Raw genomic sequence first — 23,883 nt, 5'->3', positions numbered from 1 at the left:
GCTACGCCTCGTTCGGGCGCTCGGCCCGCTCCCGGATCAGGTCGCGGATCGACTCGGGGTCGTCGATCTCCGCGAGCTCCTCACAGGAGACGAGGGCGGTGCCGTCGACGGACTCGCGGCGGTTCTCCTCCTCGGTGAAGTAGACCGACCGGGTCTGGGCCACCTCGCCGATGGAGGACATGATCCGCGCGCGCTTCTCCGCGGCCGGGGTGAACGAGGAGTGGCCGGTGAGCACGCGCATCCGGCGGCTGTCCTCGTCCTCCGAGACGGCCTTGAACGGGGCGCGGGCGGTCGGGTGGACGGTGAAGCCCGCGCGCGTCAGCACGTGGACGACGTGCTCGTCGTCGGGGTCGGCCTCGGGCGCGTCGGGGGTCGGGTCCGCGTCGTGGACCTCCTCGGCCCCCTCCATCACGTTCACCGGGCTGGAGAACGGCTCGTCGAAGATCTGCTCCAGTTGGACGGCCACCTCGATGGAGGCGTTCATCCCGTCCTCGTACTTCGAGACGGTGCGTCGCGAGACGCCGAGTTCGGAGGCGAGCCGGCCGAGCGACCAGCCGCGCTCCTCGCGCTCGTCAGCGAGCAGTTCGCCGTCGATGCTGACGTAGAGGCCGCCGGGCGCGGCGTAGATCAGCGGCGGGATCTCCTCGATGAACAGGTCGACCGCGGTGTCGGGGTTGATGACGGGGACGCCGTGCCGGAAGTAGACGACCTCCGGCTTCAGGTCCTCGTCGCGCGTCCGCAGCCCGACCACCATCGGCGTCGCGTCGAGGTACTCCCCGAGGCGGCGCATCTCCGCGCCGGTCTCGGCGTCGAGCGCGTCGACGTTGCCGAGGATCTTCAGGAGGACCAGGTCCTCCCCGCGGCGAGCGGCCAGGTCGAAGCTCTTGGGCCGGACCGCACACCGGTCGCTCACGAGGAACCCCGCGTCCTCCAGCATGGCGGTGACGTTCCCGACGAGCGCACTCCGGGACATAGCCGTTGATACGCCCTTCGCCACATAAATACGTTGTGCCGGCCGGGGAGCGGCCGGTCTCGGCGCGCTCTGGCGGTTTTTCGCGCTTCTTCGGCGGTAGAGTTATATACTCCTCCCGACGCGAAAGCCGCTTGCCGGTCGGGCCCGTACGCCGACCGTGACCATCGTCGGGCTCGACGACACCGACTCCCGCGAGCGCGGGATGTGTACGACCTACGCCGCGACGCGACTCGCGGAGCGGATCGCGGCCGCGGGCGGCCGCGTCGAGTGCCGGCTCCTCGTGCGCCTCAACCCCGGGGTGAAACACAAGACGCGGGGGAACGCGGCGCTCGCGCTCCACACGGACCTGCCCGCGGACGAGGCGTTCGAACTCGCGGGCGACCTGCTGGCGGGGCTCGCCGAGGCGGACGACCCCCGGACGTCGCCGGGGGTCGTCGTCGCCCCGCTCCCGCCGGACGCGCCCGCGGCGATTCCCGACGAGGTGGCCGGATTCGCTCGGCGGGCGCTCCGCGAGCGCCTGGACCTCGACGAGGCCACCGCGCTCGCCGACGAACACGGGTTCGATCACGCCGGCTTCGGCGCCGGCGGCGACCCGGACGCGGACGCGGGGGACCGAAGCGTCGAGGGACGCGGCCGAATCGGCGCGATCGCCGCGGTCGGGGCGCTCGCGGCCTTCGACGACTGGACTCACGAGCACGTCGCGTATCGGCGGTTCGAGCGGTGCGGGACGCCTCGGAGGGTGGACGAGGAGTCCGTCTTCGCGGCCGCCGAGTTCGGCTACCCGACGGTCTGGGACACGGTCGACCGCGGGACGGGCGAGGCGGTCTGTGTCCCCAACGCGCCCGGACCGATCCTCTACGGGATCCGGGGCGACGAGCCAGAGGCATGCCGGGAGGTCGCGGCCCGCATCGACGCCGAGTCCGTCGACCGCGCCGCGACGTTCCTGACCAACCAGGGGACCGACGCGCACCTCGCGCCCGGGCGGCTCGGCGACCTCCGCGAGGGGGCGGGCTACCGCGTCGACTGCGTCGTCGCGGGCGCCCCCGAAACGCGCCGCGGCGGCCACGTGTTCGTCCCCCTCGCGCGTCCCGACGCGGTGCCCGACGACCGCGATCACCCCTCGGCGGTCGCGGACGCGGACCTCCCGGACGACGCGACCGCGCAGGGGGCCGCGTTCGCGCCGACGGACCGGTTCCGCGACCGCGTGCGCGCGCTCCGTCCGGGCGACCGGCTGACCGCCTGCGGCGAGTACGAGGCGGGGACGCTGAAGCTGGAGAAGTTCGCGGTCCGCGAGCTCGTGGGGACCGAACTCGTCACGCCGACGTGTCCGGACTGCGGCCGGACGATGTCCTCGGCCGGCCGCGGGCAGGGATATCGGTGCCGGGACTGCGGGACCGCGGCGCCCGGAAAAATTGCAGCGTCGGTCGACCGGGCGCTCGACCGCGGCTGGTACGAGGTGCCGCCCTGCGCCCGCCGCCACGTCGCCAAGCCGCTCGTCCGCGGCGGGTTCGACGCGCCGACGCACCCGGAGCGGTGACTGCGCCTACTCCGCGAGGCCGAGCAGGTCGAAGGGGTAGCCGTTGTCGTTGTCGTCGGCGTACTCGTAGACGACGTGGGCCGCGGCCACGTCCTGGATCGCGAGCCCCGTCGAGTCGAAGACGGTGACGCCGTCGTCGGCCGTCCGCCCCGCGATCTTCCCGGTGACGATCTGGCCGATCTCGCCGTAGATGTCGTCGTCCGTGAGCGTGCCGTCCGCGTAGGGGACGTTGATCTCGCCGGAGTGGGTGCACTGCTCGTGGTCGTCGATGACGATCTTCGCGTCGAGCAGCAGTTCGTCGGCGAGTTCGTGTTTCCCCTCGGCGTCCGCGCCCATCGCGTTGACGTGGGTGTGCTCGCCCACGTCCGCCGCCTGCACGATCGGGTCCTCGACCGGCGTGACCGTCGAGAGCACGTCGCAGGCGGCGGCCTCGTCGACCGAGCCCGCGCGGACGGTGAAGCGGTCCTCGAACGTCTCGATGAATCGGCGGACGCGCCCCTCGTCGAGGTCCGAGACGACGACCGTCTCGATGTCGCGTATCTCCGCGATCGCCTCGAGCTGGGTGTACGCCTGTACGCCGGCGCCGATGATCCCCATCGAGGAGGCGTCCTCGACAGCGAGGTGGTCGGTCGCGACCGCGGCCGCCGCGCCCGTCCGCTTCATCGTCAGCTCCGTGCCGTCCATGATCGCCAGCGGGAAGGCGTTCTCCGGCTCGGAGTAGACCATCGTCCCCATCACGGTGGGGAGGCCGAACTCCTCGGGGTTGTTCGTGTGGACGTTCACCCACTTGACGCCCGCGGCGTCCCAGTCGCCGGCGTCGAGGTAGGCCGGCATCGACCGGAAGTCGCCGTCGTACTCCGGCAGGTCGATGTACGACTTGGCCGGCATCTGCGCGTTCCCCTCCTCGTAGGCGACGAACGCGTCCGACACCGCCGCGATGACGCGGTCCATCTGCGCGTTCTCGTCGACGTCGGCACTGTTGAGAAGCAGCGTCTCCATGCCGCAAAATTTTCCGGCCGGGTATTTAGGTCATGCTGAACGCGGCGGGCCGACGGCGCCGCGACTGCTGACGAGTCGGAGACGGGTCGAAAGAAGCGGTCGATCGAAAGGCGGTTCGGTCGGTCGGCTGGGTGTGAGTCTGTCCTACCGGACGCTCACATCATGCCGCCCATGCCGCCGCCCATGCCGCCCATGCCGCCGCCGGGCGCGCCGCCCTCCTCCTCGCCGTCGCCGGAGGTGGACAGCTCGTCGGCCGCGATGATGTCGTCGATCTTCAGGACCAGGTTCGCGGCCTCGGTGGCCGAGGAGAGCGCCTGCTCCTTGGCGTGGGCCGTCTCGACGACGCCCGCCTCGAAGGTGTCCTCCACGTCGCCCGTGAAGGCGTTGAGGCCGGCGCGGGAGTCGCCCGACTCGTGGGCCGCGCGCAGGTCCACGAGCAGGTCGATGGCGTCGAGGCCGGCGTTCTCGGCGAGCACGCGCGGGACGAGCTCCAGCGAGTCCGCGAACGCCTCGACGGCGAGCTGCTCGCGCCCCTCGACGGAGTCGGCGAAGTCGCGGACGCGGCTGGCGAGCTCGACCTCGATGGCGCCGCCGCCCGCGAGGACGCGGCCGTCGGAGACCGTGGTCGAGACCACGTCGATGGCGTCGTTGATGCCGCGCTCGAGCTCGTCGACGACGTGCTCGGTGGAGCCGCGGAGGAGCAGCGTGACGCCGTGGGCGTCCGCGCCCTCGACGTAGAACAGCTCGTCCTCGTCGTCGCGGGTGACGCTGCCGACCGCGAGGTCGTCAGCGGTCAGGTCGTCCAAGTCGGAGACGATGTTGGCGCCGAGGACGTTCTTCAGGAACTTCAGGTCGGACTTCTTCGTCCGGCGCACCGCGAGGATACCCTCCTTCGCGAGGTAGTGCTGCGCGAGGTCGTCGATGCCCTTCTGACAGAAGACGACGTCCGCGCCGGACTCGACGATCTGGTCGACCTTCCCGCGGAGCTCCTCTTCCTCCTTGTCGAGGAACTGCTGGAGCTGGTCCGGCGACTCGATGGAGACGGAGGTGTCGACGTCGGCCTCCTCGACCTCGATCGGCTCGTTGAGGAGGAGAACGTTCGCCTCATCGAAGCTCGAGGGCATGTCGTCGTGGACCGGGTCCTTGTCGATGACCGCGCCGGAGAGCAGCTCGGACTCGCCCGCCGAGCGGCCGGTCTGGGTCTCGATCTTCAGGTTCGCCAGGTCGACGACCGTGGAGCCGTCGTCGGCGTCGACGCTGACGCCCTGTACCGCGCGGACCACGAGGTCGGCGAGCACGTCCTTCTCGAGCTCGGCGCCCTTGCCGGTCATGGAGGTCTCGGCGACCTGCTGGAGGATCTCGGTGTCGTCGGCGTCGACCGGCTCGGCGACCTCGTCGACCTCCTCGCGGGCGAACTCGCTCGCGAGGTGGAAGCCCTTGATGATCGCCGTCGGGTGGATCTCCTGCTCGAGGAGGTCCTCGGCGTTCTTGAGGAGCTCACCCGCGATGGCGACCGCGGTCGTCGTCCCGTCGCCGGCCTCGTCCTCCTGGGTCTCGGCGACCTCGACGATCATCTCCGCGGTCGGGTTGTCGATGTCCATCTCCTGCAGGATGGTGACGCCGTCGTTCGTGATGGTGACGTCGCCCATCGACGTGACGAGCATCTTGTCCATCCCTTTCGGACCGAGCGTGGAGCGGACGGCCTCCGCGACCGCACGCGCCGCGGAGATGTTGTACTCCTGCGCGTCCTTGTCCTTGACGCGCTGCGCGTCCTCTCCCATGATGATCATCGGCTGACCCTGCTGCATTCGCTGGCTCATGTACACCCACGGATTGTTTGTGATTCTATATAAAACCTTCGTCGGCGGGCCATTCGGGTCACGACCGCGCCGTGTTCGTCCGATGCGACAAAACGACGTACTACGGTCGATTCTGCACGAATCCATGTTGGTTGTTACCACGATACGACGCCGCGATGAGGTGCGGCTCCGCCGACGTTTAAGTACATGTCTCGGTGGGCCCGCGCCGCCTCCGCGTCCGGACCGGCGTCCCACCGACGGAGCCACTACTACTGACGGCCAGCCCTCTCGCGGGCGGCGACGGTCGGAGACCGACGATGCGGTCGCTGGCGACGCAGCGTATCGGAAAATCCGCGGGCCGCGACCGGGCGGATCAGCTATCCAGCTCGGTCGGGTCGGTCAGATAGTCGGAGTCGACCCCGTCCGGCTCCGGGGGCTCCTCCTCGGCCGTGAGTTCCCGCTCGTTGAGGCGAGCCTCCAGCTGTCTCCGCTTGTTGCGCCCCTTCCGTTCGCGGCCGTCCTTCGTGTCTGGCATCGTCACTCGTGGTAACACTACCCATGCTTATGAACCTTTCCGCGGTGGCCACACGGACGCCGTTCGTTCGGAAATCCGCCGTCGAGTCGGACGAAGCCGTGACTATTTATGCGAATCAGAAACAAAAACGCCAGGAGAGGGATTTGAACCCCCGATCCCGGAAGGGAACACGCTTTCCAGGCGTGCGCCTTGCCACTCGGCCATCCTGGCCCGACTGGACGTACTGCGGTCGGACTGTTAAACCCTTCTTTTCGCCCGCAGGCGGTGCTCCGTCTGGTAGGCGATCCCACTCACGGCGACGCCGACGAGGGCCGCGATCGGGAGCAGTCCGAGAACGCCGACCGGAAGCGGGCCGACGACGAGCGCGTACCCCTGCGCGAGCGCGAGGAACGCGAGCGCGCCGACCGCGCCCCACAGCGTCGCGGACTTCACGCGGGCCCGCGGAGTCGGGAGCGCGCCCGCGTGAGTCGCGGTCGCGGGTCCGCCCCCGGGCTCGCCGTCGCGTTCGCCGTCGTCGTCGCGGCCGCCTCCCGCCCCGTCCATCTACTCGACGCTGGCGACGGCCTCGATCTCCACGGCGACGCCCTTCGGGAGCGCCCCCGCCTGTACCGCCGACCGCGCCGGCGGCGCCTCCTCGAAGTACGCCGCGTACGTCTCGTTCATCTCGTCGAAGTCGTCGATATCCGCGAGGAAGACGGTGGTCTTGAGCACGTCCGACGGCTCGGCGCCCGCCTCCGCCAGCACCGCCACGAGGTTGTCGAGCGCGCGCTCCGTCTGGGTCGCCACGTCCGCGTCGTCCAGCAGGTCGCCGTCGGGGGTGAGCGGGATCTGTCCCGCGGTGAACACGAGGTCGCCGTTCGTCGTCGCCTGGCTGTACGCGCCGACCGCGGCCGGCGCCTCGTCGGTGTGGACGATCTCCTTCATACGCCGCGAACTGCCGCCCGCGATCACTTAACTGTGTGCGGGACCGCCCGCCGGTATGGGACGCGTTTCGCGGTTCGTTCGCGGCTGGGTCGTCGGCCGCCTGCTCAGGCGGAACCCCCTCGTCGCCGCCCTGCTCGCGCTGGTCGACCTCCTCCGACGGGCGCGCCGCGGCGCGCGGGGGATCCCCTTTTCGCCGGTTCGGGCGGGGACGTACGTCGGGAGCGACTACCTCCGCCGGGCCGGCTACGTCGACCCGGACGCGCCGACGCCGGCGGGCGAACTCGACGACCTCGGCGCGTTCGCGCGCCCCTCCTTCGACCCCGACGCGGTCGCGCCCGCGGTGCGGGCGTTCTACGAGCGGACCGGCGATTACCGGATGACCTACCGCGTTCGCTGGGGTCGCGGCTTCCGGTTCGGCGCGCGCCTCGTCGGACCGATCACGAGCCGGGTCCGACAGCTCAACCTCCCCGGCGGCGGGTCGGGCTGGCGGCCGCTCCGCGGGCGCTTCGTCCCGGTCGACGTACCGGGGGATCCGCGCGAGGAGGTGCGCGGCTGGGTCCGCGAGAACCTCGCGGGCGAGGCCGTCTTCGTCGCGCTCTACGGCGCTCACGAGGCCGACGGCGAGCGGTTCGTCAACGTCGCGGTCCCGCTACCGGGCGGAAACCTCTCGACGGTCCTCCGCCCGCGGAACGTGGACGGGACCGGGAAGGCCGGCACCGACGGGCGCGAGGACGCCGTCGAGTGGACGACCGAGGGCGGCGGCGACCCCGGCCTGTTTCTGGTCACGCCGGTCGGCGCGTTCCGGCTCCCGGTCGGCCAGCGGTTCGTGGTGCGCCGGACGGATGCGGCCGCGACGGACGCGGACCGAGGCCCCGCCGCGGACGCGTCGCTGACGGCGACGCACGAGATGTGGGTCCTCGGCGCGACGTTCCTCCGCATCGACTACCGGATCGAGCGTCGCGAGGACCGACGGTAGACGGCGACCGTGGCGACGGACCGGGAGGTCCGCGTCGGGATCGCTACCGCCGCTCCGGAACGCTTCCGAGGGGGTACTCGTGGAGGATCTCGTAGCCGTCCTCGGTGACGGCGACCAGGTCCTCCAGCCGCACGCCGCCGGTCTCCGGGTCGTAGACGCCCGGTTCGACCGTGACGACGTGGCCCGGTCGGAGTTCGGTCGCCGCGGAGAGCGACGGCCCCTCGTGCAGCGAGACGCCGACGCCGTGGCCGGTGCCGTGCGTGAAGCCCGCCTCCCCCTCGCCCGCCGTCGGGTCGAAGCCGTGCGCCGCGAGCTCGGCGGCGGCCTCCTCGTGAACCGTGGCGGCCGTCGCGCCGGGCTCGACTTCCGCGAGCGCCGCCTCGCGGGCGGCCCGCACCGCGACGTACGCGCGGCGCTCCCAGCCGCCCTCGCCCTCGACGACGAACGTCCGCGTCATGTCCCCGTAGTAGCCGTGCGGTCCCCGCGGCGAGAGGTCCAGAAGCACCGTCTCTCCGGGCCGGACGAGGTCGACGCCGGTGTAGTGGAGGTCCGCCGCGGAGGGACCGGCGCCGATCACCGTGTTACCGGCGTCGCGGACGCCGTAGGCGGCGAGCGTCGCGTTCACCTGTCGGCGCAGGCGCTCGGTCGAGAGCGGACCGCCCTCCCAGACGAGGACTGGCTCGGCGTCGTCCCCGGGCCCCGACTCCGCTCCGACCTGGCTTTCCGCGAGGACCGTCTCGGCGCGCGCCATCCCGCGGGCGGTCGCGCGCTGGACGCGGCGCAGGCACTCGAGTTCGTCCGGCTCCTTCCGCTCGCGGGCGACCGCGACCGCGTCCGTCGACGTGATCGCGTGCCCGGCCTGCTCCAGATACACCGCGGCGTCGTGGGGGATCGACTGTGGGACCAGCACGGCGCTTTCCTCGCCGGCCCGTTCGGTCACGACCGCGGCCGCGCGCTCGCCGGCCGGGTCGCCGGCGGTCCCCGTCTCCACGCGTCGGTCGAGGTCGCCCGACTCGGCCGGGGGTGCGGCGGCCGCGAACTCCCGCTCCGCCTGCTCGGCGAACAGCGTCGGCGCACACAGCGTCGCCGTCTCCGGGGTGACCACGAGCGCGAAGTCCCGGTCGGGGCCCGCGAACCGGGTGAGATAGCGCAGGTCGTCGTCGAAGCGGTCGCCAACCGCGACGAACGCGTCCGCGTCCGCGGCCGCCAGCGCGTCGGTCAGGACCCGCAGGTCCGTCGCCGGCGCGTCGGGGCGCGGGCGAGCGTCGGCAGGCTCCCGTCCCGGTGCCGAGCGGTTGCTCGCGGGCCGGTCGTCGCCGGCCGCGCCGTCCGGCGCGCCGCCGGCCGCATCGTTCCCCTCGCTCACGGCTCCGGTTCCGGCACCGCGAGTTCCTCCTGCACCTCGTCGATCAGCTCCTGAACCGGCTCGTCGCGCAACTCGTCGAACAGCAGGACGCTGACGGGGAGCGTCGGCGCGCCGTTGATCAGGTTCTCCAGCAGGACGAGGCGCTCGCGGGCCCGCGACATGCCGACGTAGAAGACGCGGCGTTCGTTGTCGGTGAGGATGGGGACGGGGCTGGTGGTCTTGGTGAACTCCTCGACGCCGTCGACGTCCGTGGGGTCGTCGACGGTCGCGGCCATCTGCTCGACCACCTTCTCGGTGAGGTCCGTCGAGACGAACACGTGGTCGGCCTCGCGGCCCTTCGCGGAGTGGATGGTGCCGACGCGGACGCGGTCGGGGTCGGCGTCGCGGTAGTCGCCGTCGAAGTACGCCTCCATCGAGTTGCGCTGGAAGCTCGTCACCTTCCGCACCATGTCGCTGGCGCTGGCCGTGTCGGGCATGAACGGCGCGTACTCTTTCAGTTCGTCGGCGGTCACCTCGAACTCCGCGGCGTCGTCGACCCCGGCGTTGTCCTCGCGGTCCTCCAGGAAGTCGTAGAAGTCGTCCCGCTCGTTGGTCCCGAAGGCGGACTCCTGGAGCATGTCCGCGAGTCGGCGCGCTTCGAGCCCGTTCACCGGCTCCTCGGCCTCGTACTTCTCGACCGCGTGGACGTAGTCGCGCAGGCGGTCGGTCCACATCCGGCCGTCCGTCAGCAGGGTGAACGGGATGCCGTAGTCGATGAACTCATCCATGAAGTCGAACAGCTGGTAGCGCGCCCGGAACAGGATCATCAGGCTTCCCTCGTCGTCGTCGACGGTGTACCGGACGTTGCGCACCAGCTCGATCATCGAGGGGCTCTCGATCCCCTCCACGACGCCGCCCTCCTTGCGCGGCTTGAGGTCCTTCTCCTGTCGCTTGTCGATGTGGCGGATCTCCGCGTTGACGACGTTGAGGATGTCGGAGGGGAGCCGGTAGGAGTTCGGGAGGATCACGTCCTCGTCGACCGGCGTGTCCAGCAGGAGGTCGGGGTCCGCGCCCTGCCACGCGTAGACGACCTGGTCGTCGTCGCCGGCGATCAGCGCCTTCTCGACGTGCGGACGCCACTCCTCGTACACCTCGTACTGGAGCGTGGTGATGTCCTGGAACTCGTCGATGACGAGGTAGTCGACGTTCGGGACGAGCGAGCGCTGCTTCACGCGCTCGAGCATGTCCGCGAAGCCGACCAGCCCGTGCTCGCCCTTGTAGGCGCGCCACGCGCGGATCGCCTCCGGCACGTCGATGCGGTCGTCGTCGGAGGGCCACGTCGGCGTGTACTTGTTCCCCTCCTGCGCGTTGGGGTCCTCCTCCGGCGGGAGCCGGACCTCCTCGACGTTCCACTGGAAGGGCACGTCGTACCAGTCGGCCACGTCGCGTTTCGTCCGCTGGAGCCACTGCGAGGTGGCGATGATCTTGTTGCCGATGGTCGTCGAGCGGGCGGTCCGGCGACCGGCGCCGCCGTACTCGTCCTCGAACTCGATCCCGAACTCCTCACAGAAGTCGCCCTTGTCGTCCTCGCCGACCACGTCGCCCCGCGAGAGGTCGAGCAGTTCGTACGCCTTCGCGTGCATCGTCGCCACGTTGCCCTGCAGGCTCCGCGGCGAGATGTCGAGTCGCTCCGCGAGCCGTTCGCGGATCTCCGCGGCCGCGGCCCGGGTGTAGGAGACGACGAGCACGTCGCGGACCTCGGCGGCGTCGTCCTCCAGAATGGACTCCACGCGGTCGAGGAGGGCGGTGGTCTTCCCGCTCCCCGGTCCGCCGAAGAGTCGCGTCACTGTCGTGTCGGCGTCGGTCATTGTCCACGCTCACGGCCCGGCGCGTCATAAGCGGTCGGTTCCGCGAACGCGCCCGATCACGAGCGCCAGCGCCCCCGCAAACGCGGTCGAGCCGGCTGGGGCTTTCGAGGCGGCGCCGTCCCGATCCACAGGATCCAGAACCGTCAACAAAAACGTCGTAAAGGCGTCGGCGGGCGCGTTCTCCCTGCCTCCGCGGCGGGGACGACCGCGCTTTCAGAGGTACGTGAACCAGTCGTCGTGGTCGTCGGTCCGGCGCTCGACGAGGTCGAAGAACGCCCCCTGGAGCTCCTCCGTGACGGGACCGCGCGTGCCGGCGCCGATCTGCGTGTCGTCGACCGAGCGGATCGGCGTCACCTCGGCCGCGGAGCCGGTGAAGAACAGCTCGTCGGCGGTGTACAGCTGACCCCGGGAGATGACCGCCTCGTCGTGGACGGTGTAGCCGCGCTCGCGGGCGAGCTGGATGACGGTGTTGCGGGTGATCCCGTCGAGGATCGACTGGGCGCGGCCGGTCGTGTAGATCTCGCCGTCGTCGACCATGAAGATGTTCTCGCCGGGCCCCTCCGCGACGTTGCCCTCCTTGTTGAGGACGATGGCCTCGACGTAGCCGTTGCGGCGGGCCTCCTCGCCCGCGAGCATGGAGTTGACGTACAGCCCGGTCGTCTTGACGTTGGTCGGGATCTGCGAGGAGGAGTGCTTGCGCCACGAGGAGACCATCACGTCGACGCCGTCGTTGAGCGCCTCCTCGCCGAGGTACGCGCCCCACGGCCACGCGGCGATGGCTACGTCGGTCGGGCAGTCCTTCGGCGAGACGCCGAGCGTGTCGTAGCCGTAGTAGGCGATGGGCCGGATGTAGCAGGACTCCAGGTCCTGGTCGCGCAGCAGTCGGAGCGTCGCCTCGGTCAGCTCCTCGCGGGAGTGGCCGATGTCCATGTCGTACACCTTCGCGGAGTCGAACAGGCGGTCGAGATGCTCCTCCCACCGGAAGATCGCCGGGCCGTTCTCCGTGTCGTAACAGCGGACGCCCTCGAAGACGCCGGTCCCGTAGTGGAGCGCGTGCGTGAGGACGTGCGTCGTCGCGTCCTCCCAGTCGAGGAACTCGCCGTTCTTCCAGATGGTGTCGACATCCATCTCGTCGAAGCTCATGATCGGAGGGTCGGCAGCGGTCGTGATAAATGTAGCAGGATCAGCAGTCGGCGGGACGAGCAATCAGCAGTCGGCGGGGCAGACGACACCTGTCCCGTCAGCAGAGCGCGTCGAGCAGCGCGGCGCCCTCGACGAAGGGGATGTCGTTCGCGGCCGCATACGCGCGGGCGTCGGCGGGCGAGAGCGCCCCGCCGGTCGCCCCGTCGAGCATCTCGCAGACCACGGCCGCGGGCGCGCGGTCGGTCGCGGCCGCGAGCGCAAGCCCGAGTTCGGTGTGGCCCTCGCGGTCGGCCAGCCCCGCGGGCGCGCCGCGGAGCACGTGGACGTGACCCGGCGCGCGGAACTCGGCGGCGAAGTCCTCGGGCGTGTAGCCGCCGGGGTCGCGGGCGACGGCCGCCGCGGCGTTGCCCAACTCCGAGATCGTCCGCGCGCGGTCGTCGTCGGTGATGCCGGTGAACGTCTCGCGGTGGTTCACCGGGAGCGAGAACGAGGAGCGGTCGTCGTAGTCGGGGTTGTCGTCGACCGCGGGGTGGTCGAGCGCGTCCGCGAGGAACGGGAGGCCGAACGCGTCCGCCACGGCGTCGCCCACGGCGACGCAGATCAGGCCGCCGGCGTCGTTACGCATCCGGCGGACCGCGGCCGGGCCGACCGCCTCCGCGGGGTAGATCAGGTCCGTCTCGCCCTCGCGGTCGGCGGCGTCGTGGACGCAGACCGGCTCGCCCGCGGCGAAGGCCTCGAGGGCGCGCTCGACGGCCGCGTGGCTCGTTCCCGGGCGGTCCCCCTCGCCCGCCGCTGCCGACTCCGCGTCGCTGCCGGCCCGCATCAGGCGCCCTCCTCGTCGGCGCGGCTCGTGGGCTCGATCCGCACGTCGACCGGCTCGCGGTCGTCGAGGTCGAGCTCGTCCCGTAGCCGATCGGGCGCGATGACCTCGATCTGCGACTCGTCGTGGTGGGTGCGGTCGGGGACGATGACGTGGGCGCCCTCGTAGCTGCGGCCGCCCTCCTCGTCCGTACCGTCTCCGTCCGTCGCGCCGCCGGCGACGACGGTCGCCGCGAAGCAGGTGGCCGCGCCGTACGTCCGGTCGTCGCCCTCCCACGCGTCGACGGGAACGGCGTCGATCCCGCCGAGCTCGGCCCGCCGGCGGACGCTCGCCTCGTCGAGGTCGACGTTGAGCGTCCCGGGGAACGGCTCGTAGCCGAGCCGCTCGCGGAACTGGCGCATGTAGCCATCGAGCGTGATGTAGTGGCGTCCCTCGCCCATCCCGCTCGTCACCACGCCCGAGAGGGTGAGCGCGGTCTCCGTCTCGAAGATCCGCCGGTAGTCGGCGTACTCGCTTCGGAGCGCCGCCTCGCCGGCCTCGGTCACTCGGACCCACTGGCCGTCGCCGACGACCTCGCGTTCGATCAGGTCGGCGGCCTCCAGCCGCTGGAGCCGGCGCGAGGCGGTCTGCGTCGAGGCGTCGAGGCGGTCCCCGAGCGCCGCACACGACACCTTCGTCTCCGTCAGCCCGTCCGCGAGCGCGACGTGTTTCAGCGCCGCGAGTTCGTCCGGACCGACGTCGGTGGCCGTCGCCGCGTCTTGCATACCTGCGACTTGGCGACTCGCCGGTAAAAGCATACCGAATATGGTAAGCATCTCAGAATCGAGACGGGGTTTCGAGAGCGGGACGGCCGGGACTGCGGCGGACCGCACGCGGTCTACCCCCGACTCCGGCCGGGAGCGGCCTAAAGCCGTCGGTCGCGTCGGTTCCGGCCGCGGTCGTGGACAGCGACGGTCGCTCGGACTCGCGGTCCGGCCGGGGCTCCGGGCGTCCCGCTTCGGAAGGGCCTTTTAGCGGGACCCACGAACGGGTCCACATGTTCAGACAGTTCCGCTCGGAGGTCGAGACGGCGCTCGCCGACGCGCTCGCGCGCCGCGACCTGCCGACGGACGACCTCGGCATCGAGGAGCCGCCCGCCGACACCGACGCGACGCTCGCCTCCAGCGTCGCGTTTCGACTCGCGGGCGAGGTCGGGGCGCCCCCGCCGCAGGTGGCCGAGCAGGTGGCGGAGGCGGTCGCCGAGGTCCTCGCCGAGGGTGCCTTCGACTACCTCGGCGGCGTCGAGACCGCCGGCCCCTACGTCAACTTCCGCACGACGGACGCCTACCTCGCGGACACGCTCTCGGCGGGCGTCGACGCCGACTTCGGCGCGCTCCCCGACCGCGACACCTCCGTCGTCGTCGAGCACACCAGCGCGAACCCGACCGGTCCCGTCCACGTGGGCCGCGCGCGCAACCCCATCGTGGGGGACGCGGTCGCGAACCTGCTCGACTTCGCCGGCTACGACGTGGACCGCCACTACTACGTCAACGACGCCGGTCGCCAGATGGCCGTCTTCACGTGGGCCTACGAGACGTTCGACGAGTCGGACCTCGAGGAGGAGCCGGCCCGGGACCGGATCGAGTACGACCTCGTCCGCTACTACCGCAAGGGGAACGCCTACCTCGAGAACGCCGACGAGGCGGCGGTCGAGGCCGCCGAGGCGGAGATCCAGTCGATCCTCCAGGGGCTGGAGGCCGGCGACGAGGAGACCTACGAGCGCGTCCAGACCGTCGTCGACCAGGTGCTCGGCGGGATGAAGGAGTGTCTGGCGCGCCTGCCCGCGACGTTCGACGAGTTCGTCAAGGAGACGCGGTTCATGCGCGACGGCGCCACCGACGAGGTCGCCGAGCGGCTCAAGGCGACGGACCACGCCGTCTACGAGGAGGACGCGTGGCAACTGGAGCTCGACGCGTGGGGCATCGACAAGAACCTCGTCTTCCTGCGCTCGGACGGGACCAGCCTCTACACGACCCGCGACCTGGCCCACCACGAGTGGAAGTTCGACAACTACGACCGCGCCGTCACCGTCCTCGGCGAGGACCACAAGCTCCAGGCCGACCAGCTCGACGCCGCGCTGGAGCTGCTGGACAACGACACCGACCAGCTCCGCCACGTCATCTACTCGTACGTCAACCTCCCCGAGGGGAAGATGTCGACGCGCGCGGGGACGGGCGTCCAGCTCGACGACCTGCTCGACGAGGCCATCGACCGCGCGCGAGAGGAGGTCGAGGACCGCCTCGACGACCGTATCCGCGACGACGAGCTCGACGACGAGGACGTGGAGCGCATCGCCCGACAGGTGGGGATCGGTGCGGTCCGCTACGACATCGTCTCGAAGCAGCCCGCGAAGGCGATCACCTTCGAGTGGGACCGCGCGCTCGACTTCGAGGCGCAGTCGGCCCCCTACGTGCAGTACGTCCACGCGCGCTGTTGCGGCATCCTCGAGGAGGCAGCGCGCGCCGGCGCCGCGGTCCCGGACGCGCCCGACGCCGACGCCCTCGTTGCGCCCGAGGCCGAGGCCCTGCTCCGGGAGGCCGCCCGCTTCCCCGCGGTCGTCGAGGAGGCCGCCGACGACCTCGAACCCCACACGGTCGCCACCTACACCCGCGACCTCGCCGAGGCGTTCAACGCCTTCTACCGCGAGTGTCCGGTCCTGACCGCCGAGACCGACGAGCGCCGCGACGCGCGGCTCGCGGCGGTCGCGCTGGCGAAACACGCGATGGCGAACGCGCTCGCGGTCCTCGGCGTCGAAGCCCCCGAGTCGATGTAGTCCGCGGGGAGCGACGGCCCCTCACCGCGGTCACCGGCCGAACAGCCGCGAGAAAAAGCCCTTCTTCTCCTCGGTCTCGCCGTCCGCGTCGCCGGCGCCGTCGCCGTCGTCCTCGGGCGTCGCCTCCGCGCCGTCGTCATCGCCGTCCGCGTCGCGGAACGGGACGCTTCCCTCGAGGTCCTCGTCCTCGCTCCCGCCGTCGTCCGCGTCGGCCTCTTCCGTCTCGGCCGATTCGTCGACGGGACCCGGTTCGGGGGCGTCCGGGTCCGCCCGTTCCGGCTCCGCTTCCGCGATCGGCGGCTCGCCCGTCCCGGCCTCCGCTTCCGTCGCGTCGGACTCCGCCTCGGCCTCCGCTTCCGTCGCGTCCGGCTCTGCTTCGTCGGCTCCGGTCTCGTCCGACTCCGCCTCGGCCTCCGCGTCCGTCGTGTCGGGTTCTGCTTCGTCGGCTCCGGTCTCGTCCGATTCCGCCTCGGGTTCTGCTTCGGCGGCGTCCCCTTCGTCCCCCTCAGCCAGTTCCGCCTCGGTCGGCTCCGCCTGCTTCTCGGCGCCCGGTGCGGGCTCGAGCGTCACGCCGGTCAGCTCCGTCGCGAGCGAGCGGTAGGCCGCAGTTGCCGGCGCGTCGGGCGCGAACGTCGCCAGGGGCTCGCCGGCGCGCAGCGCCTCGCCGACGGTCGGGTCCTCCGGGATCCTGCCGAGGACGGGCGCGTCGAGGTGTTTCTCGACGAGCGCCTCGTCGTGGTTCTCCGCGGTCACGCGCGTGAGCGCCGCGCCGGCGACGGTTCCGCCGAGGCGATCGGCCAGGTCCGCGGTCTTGTCGGTGTCGATCAGGGCGTCGCGTTCCGGCGTCGAGACCAGCAGCGTCTCGTCGGCCAGCGCGAGCGGGAGCGCCGAGTCGTGCGCGAGCCCGGCGCCACAGTCGAGCACGACGACGTCGGCGTCGTCGAACGCCTCGATCACCTCGCGGAGCCCCGCCGGGTCCGCGGCCGCGTACGCGTCCAGCTCCGTTTCGCCGGGGACGACCCGAAGCCCGCACGGTCCCTCGCGGACCGCGTCCGCCGGGTCCGCCTCGCCCGCGAGCACGTCGTGGAGGGTCGGTTCGGCGGCGTCGACGCCGAGCGCGCCCGCGAGGTTCGCCATGCCCAGGTCGGCGTCGACGACGACGGTGTCCTCGCCCGCCGCGGAGAGGATCGCCGCGAGGTTCGCGGTCGTCGTCGTCTTGCCGACGCCGCCCTTCGCCGAGGCGACCGCATAGACCGTTGCCATACGGCCATCCACCGGCAGCGACCACTTAAATGTACGCGCGAGCGACCGTTCCTCCCGCCGTCCTGCGGGGGAACCACGCCACTGACGCGGGGTCGCGACCGGCGGCGAGAGCCGCGCGAGCCGCGATGGCTTTCGCAAACACCTTATACGGCGCTGTCGGTACTTTCGGACGATTAGTGAGTATGGCGAGACCAGAGGTTCTCGAACGGATCAAGGATGCCGAGGAAGAGGCGGACGAGATCATCGCCGAGGCGGAGGCCGACGCCGAGGAGCGCCTCTCCGAGGCCCGCAAACGGGCGGAGGAGATCCGCTCCGAGGCCGAGGAGGAGGCGTCCGCCGAGGCGGAGGAGCGTCTCGAGTCCGCCCGCGAGGATATCGAGGAGCGGAAATCGGAGATCCTCGCCGAGGGAGAACAGGACCGCGAGGAGCTCGAAAGCGAGGCGCGCGAACGCGTCGACGAGGCGGTCGAGTACGCCGTCGACCAGTTCGAGGAGGCGGTGAATGCTCAGGCCTGAGCAGATGAGCAAGGTGTCGGTGACGGGCTCGAAGCGCGTCATCGACGACGTGATCGAGACGGCCTACGAGCACCACAGCCTCCACGTCACCGACTACGACGGCCGCTACGAGGGGTTCCAGCCGGGCGAGTCCCTCGAGGGCGCCGAGGCGGTCAACGAGAAGCTCGTGACCGTCCGCTCGCTGGAGAGCATCCTCGAGGTCGAGGACGCGGACGCCGACGGCCGCGGCGCGCTTGGCGACGAGGAGCTGGAGGCCGAACTCGACGACGTGCGCGAGCGCGTCAACGACCTCAACGACCGCCGTGACGACCTCCGGACGGAGATCCGCGACCTCGAGGAGGAGGTCGCCGCGGTCGAACCGTTCGCGGAGCTGGGGATCGAGCTCGACCTCCTCCGCGGCTACGACGAACTCGAGGTGGTCGTCGGTCAGGCGTCCGCGGACGACGTGGAGTCCGCGGTCGCGACGGCGTCCGGCATCGACGCCTTCGAGGTCTTCTCCGGCGGCGACACCGCGGCGATCTTCGCCCGCCCCGCCGACGAGGCCGACGAAGGCGTCCTGCAGGACGCGCTCGTGGGCGTCGACATCACCTTCCTCGAGGTGCCCGAGTCGGGCGCGGACCCCGAGAGCTACGTCGCGGAGCGCGAACAGCGCATCCGCGAACTGGAGTCGAAGCTCGACACCGTCGAAAGCGAGATCGATGAGGTCAAGACGGAGGCCGCGAGCTTCCTCCTCCGCGCCGAGGAGCAACTCACCATCGAGGCACAGAAGAAGGAGGCGCCGCTCTCGTTCGCGACGACCGAGAACGCGTTCGTCGCCGAAGGGTGGATCCCGACGGAGATGTTCGACGACTTCGCGGCGGCGCTCACCGACGCGGTCGGCGACCGCGCGGAGGTCGAGGAGCTCGAACGCGCCTCGTTCACGCCGGACGGCGACCACTACTCGGAGCCGGTCGCCGACGAGGGCGACGCCGAGCGCGAGGCCGCCACGGACGGCGGCCACGCGGCCGGCTCGCAGGACGAGCCGCCGGTCGTGCAGGACAACGGCGGCGCGGCCGGTCCCTTCGAACTGCTCGTGCAGGGCTTCGGGCGACCGAAGTACCGCGAGTTCGACCCGACGCTGCTCGTCTTCCTCACGTTCCCGGCGATGTTCGGGTTCATGATCGGCGACGTCGGGTACGGCCTGTTGTACGCCGCCATCGGCTACTTCATCTACGCGAACTACGAGGGTGCCTTCCGCGAACTGGGCGCCATCGCGATGTGGGCCGGCGGGTTCACCGTCCTGTTCGGCGTCTACTTCGGGATCGACGTGTTCGGGTACCACGCGTACCAGCTGCTCGGCCTCCACTGGCCGGTCGCCGGGAAGGGGCTCTCCCCGGCCGACCTCGACTGGGCGCTGTCGTTCCTCGTCGTCAGCGTGCTGTTCGGACTGGTCCACCTGAACGTGGGGTACGCGCTCTCGTTCGTCAACAACTACGAGCAGCACGACCTCAAGCACGCGATGTACGAGAGCGCCTCGTGGCTGCTCCTGCTCAACGGCGCGTGGATCTGGATCTTCAGCCAGCACGTGCCCGGCCCGAAGCCCGACTTCCTGTTCGACTCGGTGTCGATCCTCACCCTCGGCGCCGTCTCCTTCGCCGGGTTCCCGGTCGTCATCGGGTACCTCGGCCTCGCGGCCGCGGCGGTCGGGTTCGTCCTGCTCGCGATCGGCGAGCCGGCTGAGCTGGCCGAGGTGCTCTCGCCCATCGTCAACGTCATCTCGTACGCCCGGATCATGGCGGTGCTGCTCGCGAAGGGCGGCATGGCGCTGGCGGTCAACCTGCTCGCGTTCGGCGCGTACATCGACGGCGGCGGCGACGGGAGCTTCCACTTCATCTTCACGCCGGAGTACCTCTCGTACGTGCAGGAGCACTCCGTCGCGAACGGCGGGGAGTACGAGCTCGTCTTCGCGGGCCTGACGACCGCGTTCGAGCCGAGCCTCGTCGGCGTCCTCGCCCTCGTGGGCGGGATCGTCGTGGCGTTCATCGGCCACCTCGTCGTCCTCCTGCTGGGCGTCACGTCCGCGGGCATTCAGGCGGTGCGTCTCGAGTACGTCGAGTTCTTCGGCAAGTTCTACGAGGGCGGCGGCAAGGCGTACCTCCCGTTCGGGTACGACCGGCAGTACACCGCCGACGACTGAGCACGCCGCGCTCGCTCGTCGGCCGCCGTTTCGCGCGACCGCTCCGGTCCCGCTCCCTGTTGTCGGGACCGACGAACTTCCGTCAACCCCGGGTTTGCGGCTCAGTACCGCGGTTCTCGCCGATCTTTTTGGGAAGCTTTATGACCGTAGTGGCGGCAAATAGCAACTGTTCGGAGACGAGCAACTGCAACTACTACCAATGCTTGAAGCTATCAGCGAATTCGGGAACGTCGCACAGTCGTCGACCGGCGGAACACTGACCGACCCCAGCGCCGCCGCAGCGCTCGCCGTCGGCCTCGCGGCGCTCGGGGCCGGGTACGCGGAGCGCGGTATCGGTTCGGCCGCCGTCGGCGCGATGGCGGAGGACGAGAGCCTCTTCGTCAACGGGCTCATCCTGACGGTCCTCCCCGAGACGATCGTTATCCTCGCGCTCGTCGTCGTCTTCATCGTCTGAGCGGCACCCCCCTTTTCAAACCAATGACCTTGGACACTGTCGTTGAGGACATTCGAGACGAAGCCCGCGCGCGTGCGGAGGACATCCGCGAAGACGCCGAGGCGGAGGCCGACGAGATCATCGAGGCGGCCGAGGCCGACGCGGAGCGCATCCGCGAGGAGCGCCTCGACGAGGCCGAGCGCACCATCGAGCAGGAGCGGGAGCAGGAGCTCTCCTCCGCGAAGCTCGAGGCCAAGCAGGAGCGGCTCGCCGCCCGGCGCGACGTCCTCTCGGACGTCCGCGACCGCGTCGAGGAGGAACTCGCCGACCTCGACGGCGACCGTCGGCGCGAGCTCACGGAGACGCTGCTGGAGGGCGCGCTCGCCGACTTCGAGGACGAGTCCGTCGAGGTGTACGGCAGCGCCGACGACCAGGAGCTGCTCGCGGACCTGTGTGCGGACCGCGACGCGACCGTCGCCGGCGAGATCGACTGCCTCGGCGGCGTCGTCGTGGAGAGCGACACCTCCCGCGTTCGCGTGAACAACACCTTCGACTCCGTCCTGGAAGAGGTCTGGGACGACGAGTTGAAGCAGCTCTCGGAGCGACTGTTCGACCAATGAGCGCCGCCGGCAGCTCGAACCCGGAGTACGTCGTCGCGCGGGTTCGCGCCCGCCGCGGCTCGCTGTACGGCGACGAGGAGTACCGCAAGCTGGTCCGGATGAGCCCCGCCGAGATCGCCCGCTTCATGGAGGAGTCCACCTACGAGGCGGAGATCAACGCGCTGGGGAGCCGCCACGGCGGCGTCGACCTGATCGAGTACGCGCTCAACGCCAACCTCGCCGACCAGTTCGAGGCCATCCTCGACTGGAGCGAGGGGCGCGTCTACGACCTGGTCGTGCGCTACCTCCGGAAGTTCGACGCCTGGAACATCAAGACCGTCATCCGCGGCGTCTACACGGACGCCGACACGGAGGACGTGGAGGTCGACCTCATCCGCGCCGGGTCGTTCGACGACCGGCGGATCCAGCGCCTGCTCGAGGCGGACTCGGTCGAGGCGGTCGTCGAGATCCTCGAGGACACCATCTACGGTGAGCCGCTCGAGGCGGCCTACGCCGACTTCCAGGAGACGGACGTGCTGGTGCCGCTCGAGAACGCGGTCGACCGCGCCTTCTACGACCATCTGCTCGGGAGCCTCGGCGGCGACGAGCCGACCCGGCAGTACGAGCGGTTCCTGAAGGCCGAGGTCGACTTCCGGAACGCGCGCAACGCGCTCCGGCTCGCCCGCTCGGGCGCGGACATCGACCCGGCGGACTACTTCATCGAGGGTGGCGAGCTGTTCGACCGCGCGACGCTGTCGCAGCTGGCCGCGAACCTCGACGAACTCGTCACGTACATCGCCGACAGCACGTACGGCGACGACCTCGGCGACGCGCTGCGCGAACTCGAGGAGGCGGACAGCCTCATCGCGTTCGAGCACGCGACCGACGCGGCGCTTCTGACGTACGGCGACCGGCTCGGCACCGTCCACCCCGTCTCGGTCACCCCGATCATCTCGTACATCCTCGCCAAGGAGCGCGAGGTCGAGAACATCCGGGCCATCGCACGCGGGAAGGAGGCCGGGCTCGGGAGCGACGAGATCGAATCGGAACTGGTGATACAATGAGCCAGGAGATCGCCGTGATCGGCAGCCCCGACTTCACGACCGGATTCCGGCTCGCCGGCGTCCGGAAGTTCCGCAACGTACCGGACGACGAGAAGGACGCGGCCCTCGACGACGCCGTCGAGGAGACGCTCTCCGACGAGGAGGTCGGCATCATCGTGATGCACGACGACGACCTCGACCACCTCTCGCGGGACACCCGCGAGAGCGTCGAGGGGAGCATCGAGCCGGTCCTCGTGACGCTCGGCGCGGAGGGCGCCGGGAGCGGCGGGCTGCGCGACCAGATCAAACGAGCCATCGGTATCGACCTGATGGAGGAAGACTAACACATATGAGTCAAGCAACAGGGACGGACACCACCGGAACCGGTGTCATCCAGAGCGTGAGCGGTCCCGTCGTGACCGCCCGCGATCTCGACGCGCGCATGAACGACGTCGTCTACGTGGGCGACGAAGGCCTCATGGGCGAAGTGATCGAGATCGAGGGCAACGTCACGACGGTGCAGGTGTACGAGGAAACCTCGGGCGTCGCCCCCGGCGAACCCGTCGAGAACACGGGGGAGCCGCTGTCGGTCGACCTCGGTCCCGGCGTGCTGGACGCCATCTACGACGGCGTCCAGCGCCCGCTGGACGTGCTCGAGGACAAGATGAACAGCCCCTACCTCGACCGCGGCGTCGACGCGCCCGGTATCGACTTCGAGGAGGAGTGGGAGTTCGAGCCCACCGTCGAAGCCGGCGACGAGGTCGGCCGCGGCGACGTGGTCGGGATCGTCGAGGAGACGGTCTCCATCGACCACAAGGTCATGGTGCCGCCGGACGCGCTCGAGGAGGACGAGACCGCCGAGGTCGCCTCCGTCGAATCCGGCTCCTTCACCGTCACTGACGCGGTGGCGGAGCTCGACGACGGCACGGAGATCACCATGCATCAGGAGTGGCCCGTCCGCGAGGCGCGACCGAGCGCCTCGAAGAAGACGCCGCGGACGCCGCTGGTCTCCGGCCAGCGCATCCTCGACGGCCTCTTCCCCATCGCGAAGGGCGGGACGGCCGCCATTCCGGGGCCGTTCGGCTCCGGGAAGACGGTCACCCAGCACCAGCTCGCCAAGTGGGCCGACGCGGACATCGTCGTCTACGTCGGCTGCGGCGAGCGCGGCAACGAGATGACCGAGGTGATCGAGGACTTCCCCGAGCTGGAGGACCCGAAGACGGGCAACCCGCTGATGGCCCGCACCTCGCTCATCGCCAACACCTCGAACATGCCGGTCGCGGCCCGCGAGTCCTGTATCTACACGGGCATCACCATCGCGGAGTACTACCGCGACATGGGCTACGACGTGGCGCTGATGGCCGACTCCACCTCGCGGTGGGCGGAGGCCATGCGCGAGATCTCCTCCCGGCTGGAGGAGATGCCCGGCGAGGAGGGGTACCCCGCGTACCTCGCCGCCCGGCTCGCGCAGTTCTACGAGCGCGCCGGCTACTTCGAGAACGTCAACGGGACGGAGGGATCCGTCTCCGCGATCGGCGCGGTGTCGCCGCCCGGCGGCGACTTCTCCGAGCCGGTCACGCAGAACACGCTCCGTATCGTGAAGACGTTCTGGGCGCTCGACGCGGACCTGGCTGAGCGCCGCCACTTCCCGTCGATCAACTGGAACGAGTCCTACTCGCTCTACCGGGAGCAGCTCGACCCCTGGTTCGTCGAGAACGTCGCGGACGACTGGCCCGAGAAGCGCCAGTGGGCCGTCGACGTGCTCGACGAGGAGACCGAGCTCCAGGAGATCGTTCAGCTCGTGGGGAAGGACGCGCTGCCGGAGGACCAGCAGCTCACGCTGGAGATCGCCCGGTACCTGCGTGAGGCGTACCTCCAGCAGAACGCCTTCCACCCGGTGGACACGTTCTGTCCCCCGGAGAAGACGTACATGATCCTCACGACGATCCAGACGCTCTCCGAGGAGGCCTTCGAGGCCCTCGACGCGGGCGTCCCCGTCGAGGAGATCATCGACATCGACTCCGCGCCGCGGATCAACCGGATCGGCGTCCAGGAGGACTACGAGGAGTACACCGACGAGCTCAAAGCAGAGATCACCGAGGAGCTCCGCGCGCTCTACTGAC

21 protein-coding genes, 1 tRNA gene and 1 pseudogene are annotated in these 23,883 nt (G+C 70.5%); 10 read left to right on the top strand and 13 right to left on the bottom strand.

The features are described 5' to 3' along the window. Position 1: 1 nt before the first annotated feature. Entirely contained in the window at positions 2-973 is a 972-nt protein-coding gene (locus ACQE3L_RS04495; RefSeq protein WP_426962587.1) for a transcriptional regulator, read from the bottom strand. Between the two features lie 157 nt (positions 974-1,130). Here ACQE3L_RS04495 and ACQE3L_RS04490 point away from each other — a divergent pair, with 157 nt between their 5' ends. Next, positions 1,131-2,510: a TiaS agmantine-binding domain-containing protein gene (locus tag ACQE3L_RS04490; RefSeq protein ID WP_426962586.1), complete on the top strand. Its 1,380-nt coding sequence runs from the start codon at positions 1,131-1,133 to the stop codon at positions 2,508-2,510. A 6-nt stretch (positions 2,511-2,516) separates the two neighbouring features. Here ACQE3L_RS04490 and ACQE3L_RS04485 read toward each other — a convergent pair whose 3' ends face one another. From ACQE3L_RS04485 to ACQE3L_RS04460, 6 genes are all read right to left on the bottom strand, one after another. After that, complete coding sequence (locus ACQE3L_RS04485; RefSeq protein WP_426962585.1) at positions 2,517-3,509, bottom strand: ornithine cyclodeaminase family protein; 993 nt, start codon at positions 3,507-3,509, stop codon at positions 2,517-2,519. A 155-nt stretch (positions 3,510-3,664) separates the two neighbouring features. Continuing rightward, positions 3,665-5,317, bottom strand: coding sequence for a thermosome subunit beta (gene thsB, locus ACQE3L_RS04480; RefSeq protein ID WP_426962786.1), 1,653 nt, complete (start codon positions 5,315-5,317; stop codon positions 3,665-3,667). 364 nt (positions 5,318-5,681) lie between these two features. Beyond that, complete coding sequence (locus ACQE3L_RS04475) at positions 5,682-5,843, bottom strand: hypothetical protein (protein ID WP_176696690.1); 162 nt, start codon at positions 5,841-5,843, stop codon at positions 5,682-5,684. Between the two features lie 128 nt (positions 5,844-5,971). Then, positions 5,972-6,053: transfer RNA gene (locus tag ACQE3L_RS04470), tRNA-Ser, on the bottom strand. A gap of 27 nt (positions 6,054-6,080) precedes the next feature. Then, positions 6,081-6,386: a DUF7981 family protein gene (locus ACQE3L_RS04465; RefSeq protein WP_426962584.1), complete on the bottom strand. Its 306-nt coding sequence runs from the start codon at positions 6,384-6,386 to the stop codon at positions 6,081-6,083. Then, positions 6,387-6,767, bottom strand: coding sequence for a Rid family detoxifying hydrolase (locus ACQE3L_RS04460; protein WP_426962583.1), 381 nt, complete (start codon positions 6,765-6,767; stop codon positions 6,387-6,389). It lies immediately after the preceding gene. 55 nt (positions 6,768-6,822) lie between these two features. On the opposite strand from ACQE3L_RS04460, the gene ACQE3L_RS04455 reads away from it, so the two are divergent. Then, positions 6,823-7,743 (top strand): hypothetical protein, encoded by a 921-nt coding sequence (locus ACQE3L_RS04455; RefSeq protein WP_426962582.1) that lies wholly within the window; start codon positions 6,823-6,825, stop codon positions 7,741-7,743. 43 nt (positions 7,744-7,786) lie between these two features. Here ACQE3L_RS04455 and ACQE3L_RS04450 read toward each other — a convergent pair whose 3' ends face one another. The 5 genes from ACQE3L_RS04450 to ACQE3L_RS04430 form a co-directional block, all read right to left on the bottom strand. Further along, entirely contained in the window at positions 7,787-9,109 is a 1,323-nt protein-coding gene (locus ACQE3L_RS04450) for a M24 family metallopeptidase (protein ID WP_426962581.1), read from the bottom strand. Next, positions 9,106-10,956 carry a UvrD-helicase domain-containing protein gene (locus ACQE3L_RS04445; protein ID WP_426962580.1) on the bottom strand — a complete coding sequence of 617 codons (1,851 nt, stop codon included), beginning with the start codon at positions 10,954-10,956 and terminating at the stop codon, positions 9,106-9,108. The genes ACQE3L_RS04450 and ACQE3L_RS04445 overlap by 4 nt, the downstream gene beginning before the upstream one ends. A 213-nt stretch (positions 10,957-11,169) precedes the next feature. Further along, the gene (locus ACQE3L_RS04440; protein WP_426962579.1) at positions 11,170-12,099 is read right to left on the bottom strand and encodes a branched-chain amino acid transaminase; all 930 of its coding nucleotides are present in this window, start codon (positions 12,097-12,099) and stop codon (positions 11,170-11,172) included. Positions 12,100-12,196: 97 nt separating this feature from the next. Further along, on the bottom strand, positions 12,197-12,922 hold the full coding sequence (ribB, locus tag ACQE3L_RS04435) for a 3,4-dihydroxy-2-butanone-4-phosphate synthase (protein ID WP_426962578.1): 726 nt from the start codon (positions 12,920-12,922) through the stop codon (positions 12,197-12,199). Then, positions 12,922-13,683, bottom strand: a complete 762-nt coding sequence (locus tag ACQE3L_RS04430; RefSeq protein WP_426962577.1) for a DUF120 domain-containing protein — start codon at positions 13,681-13,683, stop codon at positions 12,922-12,924. Before ACQE3L_RS04430 ends, ribB begins: the two co-directional genes overlap by 1 nt. A 272-nt stretch (positions 13,684-13,955) precedes the next feature. On the opposite strand from ACQE3L_RS04430, the gene argS reads away from it, so the two are divergent. Then, a complete protein-coding gene (argS, locus tag ACQE3L_RS04425) occupies positions 13,956-15,731 on the top strand; it encodes an arginine--tRNA ligase (protein ID WP_426962576.1) in 1,776 nt (591 codons plus the stop codon). Between the two features lie 516 nt (positions 15,732-16,247). On the opposite strand, the pseudogene minD reads toward argS, so the two are convergent. Beyond that, positions 16,248-16,994: pseudogene (minD, locus tag ACQE3L_RS04420) on the bottom strand (cell division ATPase MinD); the annotation flags it as partial. A 182-nt stretch (positions 16,995-17,176) separates the two neighbouring features. On the opposite strand from minD, the gene ahaH reads away from it, so the two are divergent. The 7 genes from ahaH to ACQE3L_RS04385 all read left to right on the top strand — a co-directional run bounded on the left by ahaH (position 17,177) and on the right by ACQE3L_RS04385 (position 23,882). Further along, a complete protein-coding gene (gene ahaH, locus ACQE3L_RS04415; RefSeq protein WP_426962575.1) occupies positions 17,177-17,509 on the top strand; it encodes an ATP synthase archaeal subunit H in 333 nt (110 codons plus the stop codon). Then, a complete protein-coding gene (locus tag ACQE3L_RS04410; protein WP_426962574.1) occupies positions 17,496-19,685 on the top strand; it encodes a V-type ATP synthase subunit I in 2,190 nt (729 codons plus the stop codon). The genes ahaH and ACQE3L_RS04410 overlap by 14 nt, the downstream gene beginning before the upstream one ends. Before the next feature lie 199 nt (positions 19,686-19,884). After that, a complete protein-coding gene (locus ACQE3L_RS04405) occupies positions 19,885-20,139 on the top strand; it encodes an ATP synthase subunit K (RefSeq protein WP_058367073.1) in 255 nt (84 codons plus the stop codon). Between the two features lie 23 nt (positions 20,140-20,162). After that, entirely contained in the window at positions 20,163-20,738 is a 576-nt protein-coding gene (locus ACQE3L_RS04400; protein WP_426962573.1) for a V-type ATP synthase subunit E, read from the top strand. Next, on the top strand, positions 20,735-21,781 hold the full coding sequence (locus ACQE3L_RS04395; RefSeq protein WP_426962572.1) for a V-type ATP synthase subunit C: 1,047 nt from the start codon (positions 20,735-20,737) through the stop codon (positions 21,779-21,781). The genes ACQE3L_RS04400 and ACQE3L_RS04395 overlap by 4 nt, the downstream gene beginning before the upstream one ends. Further along, the gene (locus ACQE3L_RS04390; RefSeq protein WP_426962571.1) at positions 21,778-22,104 is read left to right on the top strand and encodes a V-type ATP synthase subunit F; all 327 of its coding nucleotides are present in this window, start codon (positions 21,778-21,780) and stop codon (positions 22,102-22,104) included. Before ACQE3L_RS04395 ends, ACQE3L_RS04390 begins: the two co-directional genes overlap by 4 nt. 5 nt (positions 22,105-22,109) lie before the next feature. After that, positions 22,110-23,882, top strand: coding sequence for an ATP synthase subunit A (locus ACQE3L_RS04385; RefSeq protein WP_426962570.1), 1,773 nt, complete (start codon positions 22,110-22,112; stop codon positions 23,880-23,882). Position 23,883 lies beyond the last annotated feature (1 nt).

The sequence above is a fragment of the Haloparvum alkalitolerans genome (assembly GCF_050122995.1).
In the GTDB taxonomy this organism is placed as follows: domain Archaea; phylum Halobacteriota; class Halobacteria; order Halobacteriales; family Haloferacaceae; genus Haloparvum; species Haloparvum alkalitolerans.
Note: the sequence above shows the minus strand (reverse complement) of the source record. Positions and strands in the feature narration are given on the sequence as shown.

Excerpts from the sequence above, each read along its gene's own strand:
- ACQE3L_RS04495 (WP_426962587.1), bottom strand. The coding sequence starts at position 973 with ATGTCCCGGAGTGCGCTCGTCGGGAACGTCACCGCCATGCTGGAGGAC.
- ACQE3L_RS04445 (WP_426962580.1), bottom strand. The coding sequence starts at position 10,956 with ATGACCGACGCCGACACGACAGTGACGCGACTCTTCGGCGGACCGGGG.
- ACQE3L_RS04485 (WP_426962585.1), bottom strand. The coding sequence starts at position 3,509 with ATGGAGACGCTGCTTCTCAACAGTGCCGACGTCGACGAGAACGCGCAG.
- ahaH (WP_426962575.1), top strand. The coding sequence starts at position 17,177 with ATGGCGAGACCAGAGGTTCTCGAACGGATCAAGGATGCCGAGGAAGAG.
- ACQE3L_RS04395 (WP_426962572.1), top strand. The coding sequence starts at position 20,735 with ATGAGCGCCGCCGGCAGCTCGAACCCGGAGTACGTCGTCGCGCGGGTT.
- ACQE3L_RS04390 (WP_426962571.1), top strand. The coding sequence starts at position 21,778 with ATGAGCCAGGAGATCGCCGTGATCGGCAGCCCCGACTTCACGACCGGA.
- ACQE3L_RS04455 (WP_426962582.1), top strand. The coding sequence starts at position 6,823 with ATGGGACGCGTTTCGCGGTTCGTTCGCGGCTGGGTCGTCGGCCGCCTG.
- ACQE3L_RS04460 (WP_426962583.1), bottom strand. The coding sequence starts at position 6,767 with ATGAAGGAGATCGTCCACACCGACGAGGCGCCGGCCGCGGTCGGCGCG.
- ribB (WP_426962578.1), bottom strand. The coding sequence starts at position 12,922 with ATGCGGGCCGGCAGCGACGCGGAGTCGGCAGCGGCGGGCGAGGGGGAC.
- ACQE3L_RS04475 (WP_176696690.1), bottom strand. The coding sequence starts at position 5,843 with ATGCCAGACACGAAGGACGGCCGCGAACGGAAGGGGCGCAACAAGCGG.
- ACQE3L_RS04400 (WP_426962573.1), top strand. The coding sequence starts at position 20,163 with ATGACCTTGGACACTGTCGTTGAGGACATTCGAGACGAAGCCCGCGCG.
- ACQE3L_RS04430 (WP_426962577.1), bottom strand. The coding sequence starts at position 13,683 with ATGCAAGACGCGGCGACGGCCACCGACGTCGGTCCGGACGAACTCGCG.
- ACQE3L_RS04465 (WP_426962584.1), bottom strand. The coding sequence starts at position 6,386 with ATGGACGGGGCGGGAGGCGGCCGCGACGACGACGGCGAACGCGACGGC.
- argS (WP_426962576.1), top strand. The coding sequence starts at position 13,956 with ATGTTCAGACAGTTCCGCTCGGAGGTCGAGACGGCGCTCGCCGACGCG.
- thsB (WP_426962786.1), bottom strand. The coding sequence starts at position 5,317 with ATGCAGCAGGGTCAGCCGATGATCATCATGGGAGAGGACGCGCAGCGC.
- ACQE3L_RS04405 (WP_058367073.1), top strand. The coding sequence starts at position 19,885 with ATGCTTGAAGCTATCAGCGAATTCGGGAACGTCGCACAGTCGTCGACC.
- ACQE3L_RS04410 (WP_426962574.1), top strand. The coding sequence starts at position 17,496 with ATGCTCAGGCCTGAGCAGATGAGCAAGGTGTCGGTGACGGGCTCGAAG.
- ACQE3L_RS04440 (WP_426962579.1), bottom strand. The coding sequence starts at position 12,099 with ATGAGCTTCGACGAGATGGATGTCGACACCATCTGGAAGAACGGCGAG.
- ACQE3L_RS04385 (WP_426962570.1), top strand. The coding sequence starts at position 22,110 with ATGAGTCAAGCAACAGGGACGGACACCACCGGAACCGGTGTCATCCAG.